Here is a 15,451-nt window from a genome sequence, read left to right on the forward strand (position 1 = left end):
GAACGCCAGTGCGGTTCGGGTTCGGCGTGCGGGGGCGCGGCGTGGTGCAGGGCCCCGACCGCACCCGCGCTGCGGTCGGGGCCCTTCGCGCACCGGCTCAGGAGTGCGCGTCCAGGTGCGAACTCGGGGTGCCGCCCAGCCATTTCAGCCCGTCGAGCAGGAAGCGGTTCTGCGTCTCGCTCGCGAACGTCGACGACAGGGTGGTGTTGGTGTCATAGTTCATCGCGTCGTGGCCGAAGTTGGCGTACAGCATCCGGTACTTCGTGTTCGTCCACAGGATCGGGTAGTAGCCGCTGTACCAGCTCTGGTCGGGGTCGGTGCCGAGCGGGAAGCTGCTCGGGTCGACCGAGGCGAGGATCCTGATGTCGGGGTTGCGCCGCAGGTCGTTCGACCAGCTGTACCACTCGCTGACGGACGAGGTGAAGGTCGCCGGAAGGTTCCTCGTGGACGGGTGCGTACGGTCCTCGACGCGCAGGACCGCGGTCGTCGGCCCCCAGGTGTTGGACTTGAAGTTGCCGCTGCCCAGGAACCGGTTGTGGTACCAGGGCCAGCTCTGCGCGTCGGTGGTGAACGCGGAGACGTGGAAGCCCATCCAGGCGCCACCGCCGCGCATGTAGCGCTCGAATCCGGTGCGTTGGGCGGCGGACTGCGGCAGGTCGTCGAGGAACAGGACCACTTGGTAGCTGTTCACTGCGCCGTTCGTGAGCAGGTCCCAGTTGTTGCTCGCCGTGTAGGTGAAGCCGTTCTGAGCGGCCTGCTTCGGGAACCAGGCGTTGGCCTCGTGGACGAAGCTGATGTGGGCCGCGTCCCAGGTGCCGTTGTAGAGGGCGAGCACCTTGAACGGCTGCGCTGCGGCGTGGGCGCGTGGCGCGGACAGGGCCGTCAGCAGGATCGCCAGGAGCGCGAAGATGCGTACGGTCCCGGTTCGGATGGTGTGCATCGGATGAACTCCTCCCCATTCAGGGGTAGTTGGCCAGGTCGGCCACGTTGGAGGTTCGTACGACTGTGGGGGAGTTCAGCCGGTGTACCGGGCGAAGACGCGCGTGTAGTCCCAGGCCTGCTGGCCGACTCCGGAGCAGCTGTCCGCGCCGCCGCCGGTACAGGGCCGGTCACGGTTGGCGGACCAGAAGGTGAGCCGTGCCAGGTGGTGCTGCTGGGCGTAGCCGAGGATGGTGCGGAAGTCGGCGACCGTGACCTTCTCGTTCTGGTCCGTGATCCCGTTCATGGAGGAGATGCCCATGGTCCGGTAGGCCTGGTCGTCGCCGTAGCCGTAGGCGCTCTTGAGCGCGGACTTGAGCCCCTCGGCCGCCTTCAGCGTCAGCGTCCCCATGTTCTTGCCGGCGCCGCCGAAGTCGAAGGGCATGATCGCCCAGGCGTCCGCGGACAGACGGGACGCGGCCGCCCGTTTGATCAGGCTGGTGTCGGGCCCGCTCTGGTCGGTGCCGATGGTGACGTACACCTTCAGGCCCGCGTTGTTCGCCTTCACGGTCTTGAGCGCGTCCACCGTGCGCTGCTGCACGGTCGGGTTGCTGTATGCGTCGGCCTCGATGTCGATGTCGATCGCCTTGAGCCTGTAGGCGTTGATGACCTTCTGGTATGCGGCCGCCAGCTCCCCGGCGTTGGAGCAGGAGCTCTCCAGCTTGTTGCCGCTGTAGCCGCCGAAGGAGGGGATGACGTCACCGCCGCTCGCGCGCACGGTGTTGACGGTCCGCTGGTCGACGCCACCGCTGAGCGGGCGGCTGCCGTCCCACTGCGGATTGCAGTGCCCGTTGCTGAGGACGAAGGCGAGCGTGAACCACTTGACGCCGGTGGCGCGGGCGATGGTGGCCGGGTCGGGCGGGCTGCCCCAGCCGTTGTAAAGGTACGGCGCGACGGACATGGGGACGGCGGCCGGGGCCGCACCGGCGGGAGCGGTGAGGGTCGCGGCGGAAAGGGCGGACAGGGCCACGGCGAGACAGGCGCGCAACACGGCGCCACGGGTGGGGGGTTGGGAGTTCATGGGTGGGGATCACAGCCTTTCGTCGGCAACGGACGGTGGGGGTGAAGGCAGCGCGAGGAGTTCACGTGTATGAACATCGGGCGTATTCGTGAAGCTGTGTGACCGGGAACCTAAAGGTCTGAACCAGACACGTCAAGAGGTGAAGTCTCGGTGACACGAGTCCGCACAAGTCCCTTCAAGAAATGGGCGTTTGCGCGGCCGCTCCTCTCGATCAGGCGGGGCGCAGTATCCGAGTGCGGCGGCGAGGCCGGTTGGCACATGATGAGCGGATGACGTCACTGGCCTTCGACGACTACTGCCACGCGATCGTCTCCCAGACCGAGCTGCTGAGGGCGCAGGTCAGAGGGGCGGACACGGCCACGGAGGTGTCCACCTGCCCCGGCTGGGATCTCGGCCGGCTGCTGCGACACGTGGGCGGGGACCACCGATGGGCGCAGGAGGTGGTCCGCACGCGAGCCCTCGAACCCGTTGCGGGGGACCCCGTCGACGACCCCGCCGTATACGCCCATGTGGACGGGGACGCACTCGACGGCTGGCTCGCCGAGGGCGCCACGGAACTCAGCGCCACCCTGCGGGATGCCGGGCCCGATGCCCAGGTGTGGACGCCGGCCCACGAGCGGAACACGTCCTCCTTCTGGGCCAGGAGGATGACGCACGAGACCGTCGTACACCGGGCCGATGCCGCACTGGCGACCGGCTCCGCATTCAGGCTCGACGACGCCCTCGCGGCGGACGCCGTGCAGGAGTGGATGGAGTTCGCGACGGTCCCCGAGGCGTACGAGCCCCGGCCGGGAGCACCCGGCCTGCTCGGTCCCGGTCGTACGCTCCAGTTCGAGGCGACCGGCGCCGGGCAGTGGCACGTCGACCTCGGCGGCGACCGGCCCGTGTGGCACACCGGGCGCGCGGCAGCCGCCACGACCGTACGCGGACCGGTGACGGACCTGCTGCTGTTTCTCTACCGGCGACCCGCTCCCGCAGTCGAGCTCCGAGGCGACACCGCACTGCTCGAACTCTGGCTGACCCGTACGGGCTTCTGGCTGGAGGCGTAGAAAGTCAGTGCGGGAGCGCGGGTCAGTTCGCCGTGCCGACCGAGACGGACAACCGCGGACAGGCCGTCCCCTTTCCCGTGCCTGAACGCGCGTTGCACGCGTCGCCGGTCCGCCGCCTTGGGTGCAGCTTCATCGGGGTTTGGCTGGGCCACGGCGTGCGGGGGCACTGAGCTGTGCGGCGAACACCGACGTCACGGCCCGCCCGTCAGCGGTCGACGACGCCTGCCCTACGACCCCGTACGCTCCAGGCGCGCGCCCGGAGCGCGATCGAGCCGTCCGCCCGAGCCGACAACCGTTGCCGCAGGGCTTCCCGCAGCCGTTCCCTGGCGGCCGGAGTGAGCGAGGCGACGTAACCGGGGGCGGGGCCCTGCCCGGCCAGGAACGGATCCCACAGATCGGAGAAGTCGGCGAAGCGGGTCGGGACTTCGATGGGTACCACCTCCACCTCGGCCAGTGCGGCCGCGCTCCACAGCCTCCGCAGTGGGTCCGGCCGGCACAGCGGGAACCGGCGGCCCTCGTCCAGCTCCGCCGCCGAGGACGGATCGATGGCGGTGACGGCGTCCCAGAAGTGCCGTAGGAACCCCATGCCTTCGGCGTAGTCCCACACATACGCGGCGACCAGCCCGCCGGGCGTCACCACGCGCGCGGCTTCGGCGACCGCGGCACCGGGCTCGGGGAGGAAGTTGAGGACCAGTCCGCTGACGGCCACGTCCACCGCGGCCTCGCCCACGGGAAGGGCCTGTGCGTCGGCCCTGGCGAAGAGCGCGGGAGGGGATCCGTGTGTCCGGGCCGCGGCCACGAACCCGGCGGACCGCTCCACCCCGAGCAGGGTCCGGGGCCGGCACCGGCGTGCCACAGCCGACGTCAACGCCCCCGAACCACAGCCGACGTCCAGCCACCGAGCTCCGGGCGCACACGCCAGCCAGGCCACGAACTCGTCGGCCACCAGACGGCTCCACCGCCCCATGTACCGCTCGTACGCGTCCCCGGCGGTCCACACGTCGAAGTCCTGCTCGGCCACCCTTCCACTGTGCCGTGCTGCCCCGGTTTGCGCCACGTGTGGGGATGTGGGGGCACGCGCTTTCTGAGAGGTTCGTATGAATCTCTGGGGTGCTTGAACACGCCGGTTCCGCCGTCCGTATGTGGCGAGGGATTTCCATGCCTGACCGCCGTGATCCGTAGGAGAACTCTCGTGGGACGCAACACGCGCAGACGCCCAACAGGCCCGCGCCGCGCAACCTTTGCGGCATTCGCGCTGATGCTGGGCGGAGGCGGGCTGGTCGCGGTCAATGTCTACGCCTCCGCGACGGAAGGCGGTTCGGGCACGGACGGGGCCGAGACGCGCAGTGCCGCGGCCGGCACGATCGACTGCCCGGACGTCGGCAGCAAGTTGACGCAGGTGCCGGACCAGGCGCGGGGCGAGGTCGACAAGGAACTCGCCTCGATGGACCAGCAGATAGCGGAGGCCTACCAGCGGCTGCAGGCCGCGACGCCGGAACAGCGCCAGGACAGCGGCTACACCGACGACCAGGTGATGAAGCCGCTGAAGGAGAGGCGGAGCGAGTCGCTCGGCCGCATCGGCAACGCCATGGACCAGGCAGGCGCCCGCCCCGACGGGCTCGACTCCATGGCGGACTGCTCGATGCGCACCTGGAACGACCAGAACGGCGGCCAGGGTTCGGAAGGCGGCCAGCAGCAGGGCCAGGGAGACCAGCAGAACGGCGGGCAGCAGAACGGCGGCGGGCAGCAGGCCGGCAACGGAGGTCAGGCCGGCAACGGCCCGGTGGCCGGGGACTACCAGGACATCAACACCGTCCAGCCCAACGCCCCCGCCCCGGATCTCAAGTCCTTCGTCTCCAAGGGCACCTTCACCACCAGCTGCGGCGTGAACGCAGGCGGTCTGTTCAACTCCGACAACGTGATCGTGGCCCCGGGTGTCACCAACGGCGCCCACCACTTCCACGACTACGTCGGCAACCAGTCCAACAACGCCTTCGCCAGCGACGACGATCTCGCCAAGGCCGACACGAGCTGCGAGAACCCGGGCGACAAGTCCACGTACTACTGGCCGGTGCTGCGCCTGCAGAACGGCAGCCAGGAGCAGGACGCGAACAAGCCCGGTGGCGGGATCGAGGGCAACGCCGGTGAAATCGTCACCCCCAAGCAGGTCACGCTGACGTTCATCGGCAACCAGGGCAGCCAGGTCACCGAGATGCCCCGACTGCTGCGCATCATCACCGGCGACGCCAAGGCGTTCGTCAACGGCCCCGCCAACGCCAACGCCTCCTGGAGCTGCACCGGGTTCGAGGACCGGCAGCTGAAGGACAAGTACCCGCTGTGCCCGCAGGGCAGCGACGTGGTCCGCACGTTCCGGTTCCAGAGCTGCTGGGACGGCCGCAACATCGACAGTGCCAACCACCGCACCCACGTGGCCTTCGCCGACGCCTCCGGCAACTGCTCGAACGGCTTCAAGGCCATCCCGCAGCTGGTGCAGCGCATCGTCTACGACGTGAAGGCGCCGAGCCTGCAGGACGGCGGCCGTACGACCCCGCTGTTCGCGGTGGACTCCTTCCCCGAGCAGCTGCACAAGCCGGTCACCGACCACGGCGACTTCATCAACGTCTTCGACGAAGGCCTCATGAAGGAGGTCGTGTCCTGCATCAACGGCGGCCGTGAGTGCGGCGCGGGCACCGGCGAGGACCCGGGCTCGGGCGGGGGAGCGACCCAGCAGCCGACCGAGAAGCCGACGGACCAGCCGAGCGAGGAGCCCACCGACCAGCCCACGGCCACTGACCAGCCCACCCAGGAGCCGACCGCCCAGCCCACCGACGACCCGACCACGCCGCCCGCCGGCGGCGACAACGGCAACTCGGGTGACGGGTCCGCCCAGGGCAACACGGGCGACGAGTCCGGCCAGGGGAACTCCGGCAGCGGATCAGGCGACCAGAACGCGCAGCCCACGACCACCGCTCCGGAGACCGGACAGCCCGCGAACGACGACAAGCCCACGATCTCCAGTACGACGGAACCGAGGGTCTACGCATCGTCCAAGGCCTCCCGGAGCGCCCCGGCGAACGGCGGCACCAACGCGGGCGACAACTCCGCCCAGCCCCAGGCCACGGGTGGGAACGGCCCCGCCGCCGGCAGCCAGACCGAACCGCAGGCGGTCCAGGGCGGCGCGCTGGCCGAGACCGGCACGACCTTGTGGCCCGCCACAGCCGGCACCGTACTGCTGCTCGCAGGGCTGTTCCTGCTCACCCGTACACGGCGCAAGTACCTGCGCTGACGTCTGAGGGCGCTGCACAGGGGCACGAGGGGCAGGGGCCGCCGCCGGATCGTCGGCGGCCCCGCTCGACGCACCGGACGGACGCGGCGGGTATGACGTACGAGGGGCCGCCCGGCCGCTGCCGGGCGGCCCCTCGGTGCTCACTCAGCGGTGTGCATCGTGAAGCCGCAGGTCAAGTGTCTGGTGTGCGCGGGGTTCGGGGTGCTCGGGCTGGTCGTGGGCGGATGACTACGGCGAAGATCATCGGTCACCGGGAGACTTCGCGGTTTGTGAGGACCAGCAGAGCCCTGACCAGGGCGGTCGCCCATTTCGGGTCGGTGCGGACCGTGCCGAGCACGCGCCAGTTCTTGAGGTGGGCGAAGCCGTGTTCGACCGGAGCCCGGACGGCCGCGAGTACTTTGTTGGAGAGCTTCTGGCCTCGCGTCAGAGGTCGGTTCCGGGCGGCCTTGTAGCCGGTGATCACCGCCGGGTCGGCGTCGGGATCTGTGTCGTCGAGTCCGACGAACCCCAGGTCGGCGATGGCCCCGAGCCCGACAGTCCGCAACTTGTGCGTGAGCTGGTCGTGTCGGTAGGCGGTGATCTCCGAGGTCCGACCGGGCCGGGTGGCCGAGACCCAGAGCAGTCGGCCCTTGTCGTCGGTGAGCGCGATCACGAGCAGGCCATGGCATTTGCTCTTGCCGGAGTAGTTCTTCCGGTTCTCGGTCCCGGTGCGTCTGCGGGTGCGGATCAACGTGCCGTCCAGCAGTACGATCCCGCCGCCCTTTCGGGCGATCTTCTTCAACGCGCGGTCCAGACGCGGGGCCCGGGCAGCCAGCAGACCAACGACTTCCCGCACCCAGCGGGTGACGGTGGTGCGGTGCACCCCGTTGCCGCCGGCCAGATCGCCGGGCCGCTGGTCACAGCGCAGGACCGCCAGCACGATCCCCGCGATCTTTCCCGCGGGCAGGGCCCGCCACCGCGAGCCGATCTTCTTCAAGTGGCCGCGTATCAGGTCGGCGAGATAGTTCAGGGTGACGCTCGACAGCGGCAGGCGGGCGGTGTAGACAAGGCCGTCAGGACCCTCGGCGTGATGGTTGTTTTTCTTCACACCAAGCTCAACTGCCGCCGGGGGCCCGCCAGTTACGCCCATTGATCGCGCCGCTACGGATGTGCGGTGAACCGCCCGTCAGGGCGTTTGTGCAGCCAGCCGCGGTCGGCGAGCTTGGTCATCTTCGCCCGCAGCGGCTCCAGCCTGCCGCGCACCGCAGCGTCCAGGCCCAGCCGCTCGCCAACCGCCCTGACCTGCACCGGGCCGTCCGCCTCCCGCACGATCGCCAGGATCTTGCGGTAGTCGCCCGGCAGCGCCCCCTCGTCGGCCGCGTCGCTGCGGTACGGGATCAGCAGGACCGCCCGCCCAGCCACCTGCGCCGATACCGGAGCAGCCGCCTCGACATCGGCCTGGGCCTGCTCGGCTAAACGATTCAACACCCGCTCTGCGACCGCCAGTTCCTCCCGCTCGACCTGCACCTCCTGCAGCTGCTTGGTCAACTGCTCGGCGAGGGCTTCCAGTTCGCTCCGGCGAGCGGTGATCCACTGCCGCTCCTGCATCTCCGCAGCCTCCCGCGCTCTCGTGGCGTGCCGACCTGCAGACGGATCGTAGGCGGGGGTCGGCCACGGGCGCAGCCGAACCCGGCAGCCGCCGAAGCCGGACCTGCCCGATGATCTACGACACCGTCAGGTCGGCCGAGCCGATCGGCGACGTATGCCTGCAGGTCATCACGGATCTCGTCTGGATCCCACTGACACCACGACAGCAGCCGCTGCAAGCCGTACGGGGTGGAATGGCCCGCGTGCTCGGCGAGCTGCCAGCTGTTCTTCCGGCCCACCGGGCCGTCCGCCGCCGACTAGGCCGCCCGGCAAGGCACGACCGGCGCGTTTTGCGCATGGCGAGAGCGCGGCCGACCGCTCAGCCAGCACTCGGCGGCAGCTGTGCAGGGCTGACCAGCTCCCCCAGAACATCAGCCATGAACTGCACCAGCCACCGCTGGGACGGACTGCGTGATGCCTCGTGCCGGGCGTAGAGCGCCACTTCGATCGGTTCCGTGTCGAACGGGAGACTCACGAGGCGAAGGCGGTGGGAGGCGGTGAACACCTCACCGACGTATTCGGGGACGATCGCGAAGAGGTCGGTGTGTTCCAGCAGGTAGGGCAGCACCGTGAAACGGGTCGCGTCCACAGCGACGCGATCCAGGAGGCCGTGCGTGGCGAGGAGCAAGCGGGGCACGACGTGGCCGTGGGGGCCGTACACCGTCGCGTGGTGCTCGGCCGCGAGGTCCGCCAGCGTGACGGAGGCGCCGCGAATGCGGGGGTGGTCGGCGGCGACCATACCGACGTAGCGCTCGTGGAAGAGCGGGATGCGCACGGTGCGGTGGGACGTGAGGACCGGGGTGGCGACGAAGGCGTCGAGTTCACCGCGGCGCAGCTGGCTCTCGGCGGCGTCCACGTCCAGCGGGCGGACGGTGAAGGACACACCGGGAGCCCGCTCGCGGGCCGCCGCAGCCAGCCGGGGCAGCAGGGTGGCCTGGCCCAGGTCGGAGAGGGCGACGGTGAAACGCCCTGACATGGCGGTCAGGTCGAAGTCGTTGTCCTGGCGGATCACGGCGTCCATGCCGGCCAGCGCGCGCTGCAAGGGCTCGTAGAGGCGCTGGGCGCCGGCGGTCGGGGTCAGGCCGCGGCCGGTGCGCCGGAAGAGCTCGTCGTCGAAGTGCCGGCGCAACTTGGCCAGGCTGTAGCTCACCGTGGGCTGGGTGACGTGCAGCGTCTCCGCCGCCGCCGTGACGCTGCCGGTCTCGTAGAGCAGCACGAAGACGCGGGCGAGGTTGAGATCGAAGCTGCTCATATCGAGCGAGTCTATATCGCAGCCCGCCAACATCTATTGGTCCGAATGTCGTGCGCTGCCTAGCGTGGCCTGCGTCACTTCGACGTCGCTGCGAAAGGAACGTCTGTGCCCTCCGTGCGCAGTGTCTGCCATGAGTTCCTCCAACGCCAGGAGCTCACCACCGTCTTCGGGAATCCCGGCTCCAACGAGCTGCCCTTCCTCGCCGACCTGCCGGACGGCTTCGGGTACGTCCTGGGCCTGCACGAGGGCGCCGTAGTGGGCATGGCCGACGGCTACGCGCAGGCCACGGGACGTCCGGTTCTCGTCAATCTGCACGCCGCGTCCGGCTCCGGCAACGCGATGGGCGCTCTCACCAACGCCGTGGCTTCGCGCACTCCGCTGGTCGTCGTGGCCGGCCAGCAGGTGCGGCCGGCCATCGGACCGGAGGCCAACCTCGCCAACGTCGACGCCCCGTCGCTGATGAAGCCGCTCGTCGGCTGGGCCGCCGAACCGGCCTGCGCCCAGGACGTGCCCCGGGCCCTCGCCCAGGCCGTCTTCGAGGCGCAGTTGCAGCGCCGGCCCACCTACCTCTCCGTCCCCTACGACGACTGGGCGGTGGACGCGGGCGAGAACGCGTCAGCCGTGCTGGACCGTCAGGTGCACCGCGCCGCAGTGCCCGGCACGGAGCAGGGACGCCGGCTGGCCGATGCGGTGACCGCCGCGCGCAGGCCCGCGCTGGTGCTGGGCGGTGACATCGACTCCGCCGGTCTCTTCGACGACGTGGTGCGGCTCGCGGAGCGGCTCGGCGCTCCGGTGTGGGCGGCACCGTCGCTGTTCCGGCTGCCCTTCCCCAACCGCCACCCGCAGTTCCGCGGGGTGCTGCCGGCGGGGATCGAACCCGTCTCCCAAGCTTTCGAGGGTCATGACCTCGTGCTGGTGCTCGGGGCACCGGTCTTCCGCTATCACGAGTACCAGCCCGGCCGGTATCTGCCCGAGGGCACCCGGCTGATCCAGGTCACGGAGGACGCCTCCGCCGCCGCCCGCGCGCCGATGGGCGAGGCTCTGGTCACCGACCCGGCCGCCGTCATCGACCTGCTGCTCAAGGAGCTCGACGCGGCGACGGAGCCGACGGGCGACTACCGGCCCACCCCCGCGCCGGCCACCGGGCAGGGGACGCGGCTGCATCCCGAGGAGGTCTTCGCCTCCCTCCGGGACGAACTGCCCGACGACACGGCGTACGTGGTGGAGTCGACCTCGACGAACTCCTCGTGGTGGCGCCAGATGGACCTGCGGCGGCCCGGCTCCTACTACTTCCCGGCAGCGGGCGGACTCGGCTTCGGCCTGCCCGGCGCCGTCGGGGTCGCCATGGCCCAGCCCGACCGGCCGGTCGTCGGCGTGATCGGGGACGGCTCGGCCAACTACGGCATCACCGCCCTGTGGACGGCCGCCCAGCACCGCCTGCCCGTGACCGTGGTGCTGCTGCGCAACGGAACCTACGGCGCGCTGCGCTGGTTCAGCGGCCTGCTGGGTGTCCCGGACGCACCGGGCATGGACATCCCGGGCCTGGACTTCACCCGCATCGCGGAGGGCTACGGCTTGTCCGCCCAGCACGTCGAGAGCGTGGACGAACTACGGGCGGTGCTGTCCCGGCGCCCGGACGGCCCCCGGCTCGTCCAGGTCGACACAGTGCTCACGACACCGTCCTGACCACGACGCCCACCCCACGAACACACCTCACAGAAGTCATCCCCCTCAGGTAACGGAAGGAAGACCGATGACACTCCTGGACAACGACGTCTGGAGCAAGAAGTTCCTCAGCGACGGCTGGCAGGACGCCACCCGCGAGCACCCGGTCACCGAGCCGGCGACCGGCGCGCAGCTCGGCACCGCCGGCCTGGCCACGCCCGAGGACGTGCGCCGCGCCGCCACCCGGGCCGCCGAGGCGCAGCGGTCCTGGGCGGCCACGCCCCCGCAGCAGCGGGCGGCTGTACTGCGCCGCGCGGGCGAGCTGTTCACCGAGCACGCCGCCGAGATCGAGGACTGGCTGATACGCGAGGCGGGCTCGGTACGGGCCAAGGCCGCGTTCGAGGTGCAACTGGCGATCGGCGAGTCATTCGAGTGCGCGGCACTGCCCACGCACCCTCAGGGAGAAGTACTGACGTCCGAGGAGGTTCGCTGGTCGTTCGCCCGGCGCCGCCCCGCCGGCGTCGTGAGCGTGATCGCGCCGTTCAACTTCCCGCTCGCCCTCGGCCTGCGTTCGGTGGCACCCGCGCTGGCGCTCGGCAACGCGGTCCTGCTGAAGCCCGATCCGCGTACGGCGGTGAGCGGTGGCGTGGTCATCGCCCGGATCTTCGAGGAAGCCGGGCTGCCCTCCGGACTGCTGCACCTGCTGCCGGGCGACAGCACGGTCGGCCAGGCGGTCGTCGAAGCACCCGAGGTACGGGTCATCTCCTTCACCGGCTCCACTCCGGTCGGCCGCGCGATCGGTGAGCTGGCGGGCCGTCTGCTCAAGCGCGCCCACCTCGAACTGGGCGGGAACAACGCGCTGGTGGTGCTGCCGGGCGCGGATGTGCAGAAGGCGGCCTCCGCCGGTGCGTTCGGCTCGTATCTGCATCAAGGACAGATCTGCATGACCACCGGCCGCCACATCGTGCACGAGTCGCTGCTCGACGAGTACAGCGCCGCGCTGGCCTCGAAGGCACGGGCGCTGCCCGTCGGCGACCCCGCCCGCGAGGACGTGGCGCTCGGCCCGATCATCGACCGGCGGCAGCTGGAGCGGGTGCACGGCATCGTCACCGACAGCGTCGCGGCGGGCGCGACGCTGGCCGCGGGCGGCGAGATCGACGGCGCCGGTTACTCTGCCACCGTCCTGACCGGCCTCACCACCGACATGCGGGCGTGGCGCGAGGAGATCTTCGGCCCCGTCGCACCCGTCATCGGCTTCTCCACGCTCGAGGAAGCCGCCCGGATCGTCAACGACTGCGAGTACGGCCTGTCCGTCGGCATCCTCGGCGACGTCGGTACGGCGATGAAGCTCGCCGACCAGATCGACTCCGGCAAGATCCACATCAACGAGCAGACCGTCAACGACGAGCCCAACGCCCCGTTCGGCGGAGTCAAGGCCTCCGGCACCGGGTCCCGCTTCGGTGGAGCCGCCGCCAACGTCGAGGCCTTCACCGAGGCCCAGTGGCTCACCGTCCGCCCGGACATCGCCGACTACCCGTTCTGATCCCCGCTCCCCCGTCCCCATCCCGTCCCCCGTAGCCGCAACAGAGGGAATGCAGCCATGACACCCATCACCTCGCCGAACACCACCGACGCCGCCTCGAGAACAGGCACGTCCGACCGCAACGTCTGGACCGTGGTCCTGTGCTGGATCACCGTCATGCTCGAGGGGTACGACCTCGTCGTCCTCGGCGCCATCATCCCCACCCTGCTCAAGACCCATCACCTGGGCATGACAGCCGCGGACGCCACCACGGTCGCCACGCTTTCACTCGTAGGCGTCGCCATCGGCGCCATCCTGGTCGGCCCGCTCGCCGACCGCTTCGGACGACGCCTGCTGCTCATCGGCTCGGTGGTGGAGTTCTCCGTCTTCACCCTCCTGTTGCCCCAGGCCACCTCCGTCGGGATGTTCGCCGCGCTCAGGCTCGTCGCCGGTATCGGTCTCGGCGCCTGCATGCCGGCGTCGCTGACCATGATGGCCGAGCACATGCCCGCCGCACGCCGGGCTCGCGCCAGCACCCTGACCATGACCGGCTACCACACCGGTGCCGTGATCACGTCCCTGCTGGCCCTGCAGGTCACCGACAACTGGCAGGTCCTCTTCTACGTCCTCGGCATCGCCGGACTCGTCATCGCGGTCATCCAGTGGTTCCGCCTGCCGGAGTCCGAGGCGTTCGTCCGCACCAAGGAAGCGCCCGCCTCCCAGCGCGTCGCATTCGGCGAACTCCTCAAGCCGGCCTACCTCCGCGCCGGCATCGGCATCTGGGTCGCATCCTTCATGGGCCTGCTCCTGGTCTACGGCCTCAACACCTGGCTGCCCAAGCTCATGAACGAGGCCGGCTACCCCATCCCCACGGCGGTCACCCAACTGCTCATCCTCAACGTCGGCGGGGTCGCCGGCCTGGTGCTGGGCGGCTTCGTGGCCGACCGGCGCGGCATCAAGCCCACTGCGCTCGGCTGGTTCGCGATATCGGTGGCCATGCTTGCCTGCCTCAGCATCAGGATGCACAGCAACCTGCTCCTCGACACCGTCGTCTTCCTCACCGGCGTGTTCGTCTTCTCCGCCCAGGTGCTGATCTACGCGTACGTGACGAACTTCTATCCGGCCTCGGTCCGCAGCACCGCCCTCGGCTCGGCCTCGGGCATCGGCCGTATCGGCTCCATCGTCGGCCCGACGATCACCGGTGCCCTCGTGGCGGCAGGCATCGGCCACCCCTGGGGCTTCTACTTCTTCTCCGCCGTGGCGGTCGCCGGATTCCTGGCCGTGCTCACCCTGCCCGGCCGGGCCGCCGCGGCACAGGCGGAGGCAACCGCGGCCGCGCCGGCCGCCGAACCCGCCGTCTGACCCATCACGGAAGGGCGGTACGGCACCGAACGGGCCGTACCGCCCTGTACTCGATGCGGTGAAGAACCCCGACAGCCACACTGAACCCATGGAACACGTCGGCCGGATACCCGCTCCGCCGCTCGACCAGTTCATCGACGACATCTACTGTCTGACCGGGGTGCCGCCCCACCGGCTGATGAACGTCCCGCCGATGCCGTCGGCGCACTTCTTCCTGCACCTGAGCAAACCCGTCCGGCTGTGGGACTCCGACCGTGCGTGGTTCATGGGTGTGTGGACGGAGGCGCTTCCTCTTCGAGTACCCCCCCCCGCATGCGCGGCTCGTCGGCGTGCACTTCAAAAGCGCGATCACGAGCAGGCCGTGGCATTTGTTCCTGCCCGAGTGGTTCTTGCGGTTCTCGACCCCGGTGCGCCGCCGGGTACGTATCACCGAGCCGTCCAGCAGCACCACACCGCCACCCTTTCGGGCGATCTTCTTCAGGGCCCGGTCCAGGCGCGGGGCGCGGGCGGCCAGCAGCCCGACGACCTCCCGCACCCAGCGAGTGACGGTGGTGCGATGGATGCCGTTGCCGCCTGCCAGGTCGCCGGGCCGCTGGTCACAACGCAGTACCGCCAGCACGATGCCGGCGATCTTCCCCGCGGGCAGGGCCCGCCACCTGGAGCCGATCTTCTTGAAGTGGCCGCGTAACAGGTCGGCGAGCCAGTTCAGGGTGGCACTCGACAGCGGCAGGCGGGCGATGTGGACAAGACCGTCAGAGCCCTCGACGGGATGGTTTTTTTCTTCACACCAAACTCAACTGCCGTCGGGGGCCCGCCGGTTACGCCCTCTTGTCGCCCCGGTCCGCAGCTACTACAGGCGTGCGGTGAACTTCCCGTCAGGCCGCTTGTGCAGCCGGCCCCGATCGGCGAGCTTGGTCATCTCCGCCCGCAGCGGCTCCAGCCTCCCGCGCACCGCCACCTCAAGCCCCAGCTCCTCACCCACCCCCTTGACCTGCACCGGGCCGCCAGCGGCCCGCACGATCGCCAGGATCCGGCGGTAGTCGGCGGGCAGCGCGGCCTCGTCGCCAGTCTCACCGCGGTGCGGGATCAGCAGCACCGCACGCCCCGCCACCTGCGCTTTCACCGGAACCGCCGCCCACCCTCCCCACGATCCCCGGCGTATCGACACGGTGACGGATCGTAGGCGGCCCGCTCACGCAGGCGCAGCAGAACCAGAGAACCCTCCCGACCGACCGGTCAGACGATCTTCACCATGGTCACCCGCCGCCCACCAGCCCGAGCACCCCCGACCCCGCGCACACCAGCCCGCCCGACCTGCACCTTTCACGATGCACACTGCTCACTGGGGCAATGACCGCGACGCCGGTTCAGTCGCGAGCGATCAGCGGGAGGCGGACGCGCTGTTCCAGGCGCGACGGCCGGCCTGCGCGCCCCGGCAGCTGGTGCCGCAGATGCCGGCCAGGATCGAGCAGGCCGGAGGGCAGCACGGGGTGCACATCGCGAACATTGCGCAAGCGGGCGACGGCGACCTGCATCCTCTGATCATCACCGACCCTGGTGACGACAGAGCGCGGTGGCGGGCACAGGGGGCGTTCGAGCCCGTCCTCGACGGCGCGATCGCGCCGGGCGGCACGGTCACCGTGAGCACGAAGTCGGGCTGCTGAAGAAGCGCGGCATGAGCAGCGAGATC

12 protein-coding genes and 3 pseudogenes are annotated in these 15,451 nt (G+C 70.1%); 7 read left to right on the forward strand and 8 right to left on the reverse strand.

From position 1 onward, the window contains the following. Positions 1–118 precede the first annotated feature (118 nt). Both IH68_RS0122495 and IH68_RS0122500 read right to left on the reverse strand, forming a co-directional pair. A pseudogene (locus IH68_RS0122495) lies at positions 119–940 on the reverse strand (ThuA domain-containing protein); the annotation flags it as partial. A gap of 75 nt (positions 941–1,015) precedes the next feature. Continuing rightward, positions 1,016–1,888 (reverse strand): annotated as a pseudogene (locus IH68_RS0122500) (chitinase); the annotation flags it as partial. A gap of 380 nt (positions 1,889–2,268) precedes the next feature. Here IH68_RS0122500 and IH68_RS0122505 point away from each other — a divergent pair. After that, positions 2,269–3,048 carry a maleylpyruvate isomerase family mycothiol-dependent enzyme gene (locus tag IH68_RS0122505; protein ID WP_030938051.1) on the forward strand — a complete coding sequence of 260 codons (780 nt, stop codon included), beginning with the start codon at positions 2,269–2,271 and terminating at the stop codon, positions 3,046–3,048. Positions 3,049–3,253: 205 nt separating this feature from the next. Here the strand turns inward: IH68_RS0122505 and IH68_RS0122510 are convergent, their stop codons facing one another. Continuing rightward, positions 3,254–4,069: a class I SAM-dependent methyltransferase gene (locus IH68_RS0122510; protein ID WP_030938053.1), complete on the reverse strand. Its 816-nt coding sequence runs from the start codon at positions 4,067–4,069 to the stop codon at positions 3,254–3,256. A 171-nt stretch (positions 4,070–4,240) separates the two neighbouring features. Here IH68_RS0122510 and IH68_RS0122515 point away from each other — a divergent pair, with 171 nt between their 5' ends. Continuing rightward, positions 4,241–6,334: a DUF1996 domain-containing protein gene (locus IH68_RS0122515; protein ID WP_234341485.1), complete on the forward strand. Its 2,094-nt coding sequence runs from the start codon at positions 4,241–4,243 to the stop codon at positions 6,332–6,334. Between the two features lie 247 nt (positions 6,335–6,581). Here the strand turns inward: IH68_RS0122515 and IH68_RS0122520 are convergent, their stop codons facing one another. The 4 genes and pseudogenes from IH68_RS0122520 to IH68_RS0122530 all read right to left on the reverse strand — a co-directional run bounded on the left by IH68_RS0122520 (position 6,582) and on the right by IH68_RS0122530 (position 9,212). After that, the gene (locus IH68_RS0122520) at positions 6,582–7,421 is read right to left on the reverse strand and encodes a transposase family protein (RefSeq protein WP_030938057.1); all 840 of its coding nucleotides are present in this window, start codon (positions 7,419–7,421) and stop codon (positions 6,582–6,584) included. Positions 7,422–7,474: 53 nt separating this feature from the next. Further along, a complete protein-coding gene (locus IH68_RS0122525; protein WP_030938059.1) occupies positions 7,475–7,921 on the reverse strand; it encodes a hypothetical protein in 447 nt (148 codons plus the stop codon). Between the two features lie 116 nt (positions 7,922–8,037). Further along, positions 8,038–8,205, reverse strand: a pseudogene (locus tag IH68_RS59825) (IS701 family transposase); the annotation flags it as partial. A 74-nt stretch (positions 8,206–8,279) separates the two neighbouring features. Next, entirely contained in the window at positions 8,280–9,212 is a 933-nt protein-coding gene (locus tag IH68_RS0122530) for a LysR family transcriptional regulator (RefSeq protein ID WP_030938061.1), read from the reverse strand. Positions 9,213–9,317: 105 nt separating this feature from the next. Between IH68_RS0122530 and mdlC the strand changes: the two genes are divergently transcribed. The 4 genes from mdlC to IH68_RS59830 all read left to right on the forward strand — a co-directional run bounded on the left by mdlC (position 9,318) and on the right by IH68_RS59830 (position 14,449). Beyond that, the gene (mdlC, locus tag IH68_RS0122535; RefSeq protein ID WP_030938062.1) at positions 9,318–10,898 is read left to right on the forward strand and encodes a benzoylformate decarboxylase; all 1,581 of its coding nucleotides are present in this window, start codon (positions 9,318–9,320) and stop codon (positions 10,896–10,898) included. A gap of 67 nt (positions 10,899–10,965) precedes the next feature. Further along, a complete protein-coding gene (locus tag IH68_RS0122540) occupies positions 10,966–12,420 on the forward strand; it encodes a benzaldehyde dehydrogenase (protein WP_030938066.1) in 1,455 nt (484 codons plus the stop codon). A 57-nt stretch (positions 12,421–12,477) separates the two neighbouring features. After that, positions 12,478–13,761 carry an MFS transporter gene (locus IH68_RS0122545; protein ID WP_051833638.1) on the forward strand — a complete coding sequence of 428 codons (1,284 nt, stop codon included), beginning with the start codon at positions 12,478–12,480 and terminating at the stop codon, positions 13,759–13,761. 58 nt (positions 13,762–13,819) lie between these two features. Continuing rightward, positions 13,820–14,449: a hypothetical protein gene (locus IH68_RS59830; protein ID WP_234341486.1), complete on the forward strand. Its 630-nt coding sequence runs from the start codon at positions 13,820–13,822 to the stop codon at positions 14,447–14,449. A 162-nt stretch (positions 14,450–14,611) separates the two neighbouring features. Here IH68_RS59830 and IH68_RS0122555 read toward each other — a convergent pair whose 3' ends face one another. After that, a complete protein-coding gene (locus IH68_RS0122555; protein WP_234341487.1) occupies positions 14,612–14,884 on the reverse strand; it encodes a hypothetical protein in 273 nt (90 codons plus the stop codon). A gap of 205 nt (positions 14,885–15,089) precedes the next feature. Here IH68_RS0122555 and IH68_RS0122560 point away from each other — a divergent pair, with 205 nt between their 5' ends. Further along, positions 15,090–15,425 (forward strand): FAD-linked oxidase C-terminal domain-containing protein, encoded by a 336-nt coding sequence (locus tag IH68_RS0122560; RefSeq protein WP_030938075.1) that lies wholly within the window; start codon positions 15,090–15,092, stop codon positions 15,423–15,425. Positions 15,426–15,451: the final 26 nt, after the last annotated feature.

Origin of the sequence: Streptomyces sp. NRRL S-646, assembly GCF_000720765.1 — a bacterium.
Classification (GTDB): domain Bacteria; phylum Actinomycetota; class Actinomycetes; order Streptomycetales; family Streptomycetaceae; genus Streptomyces.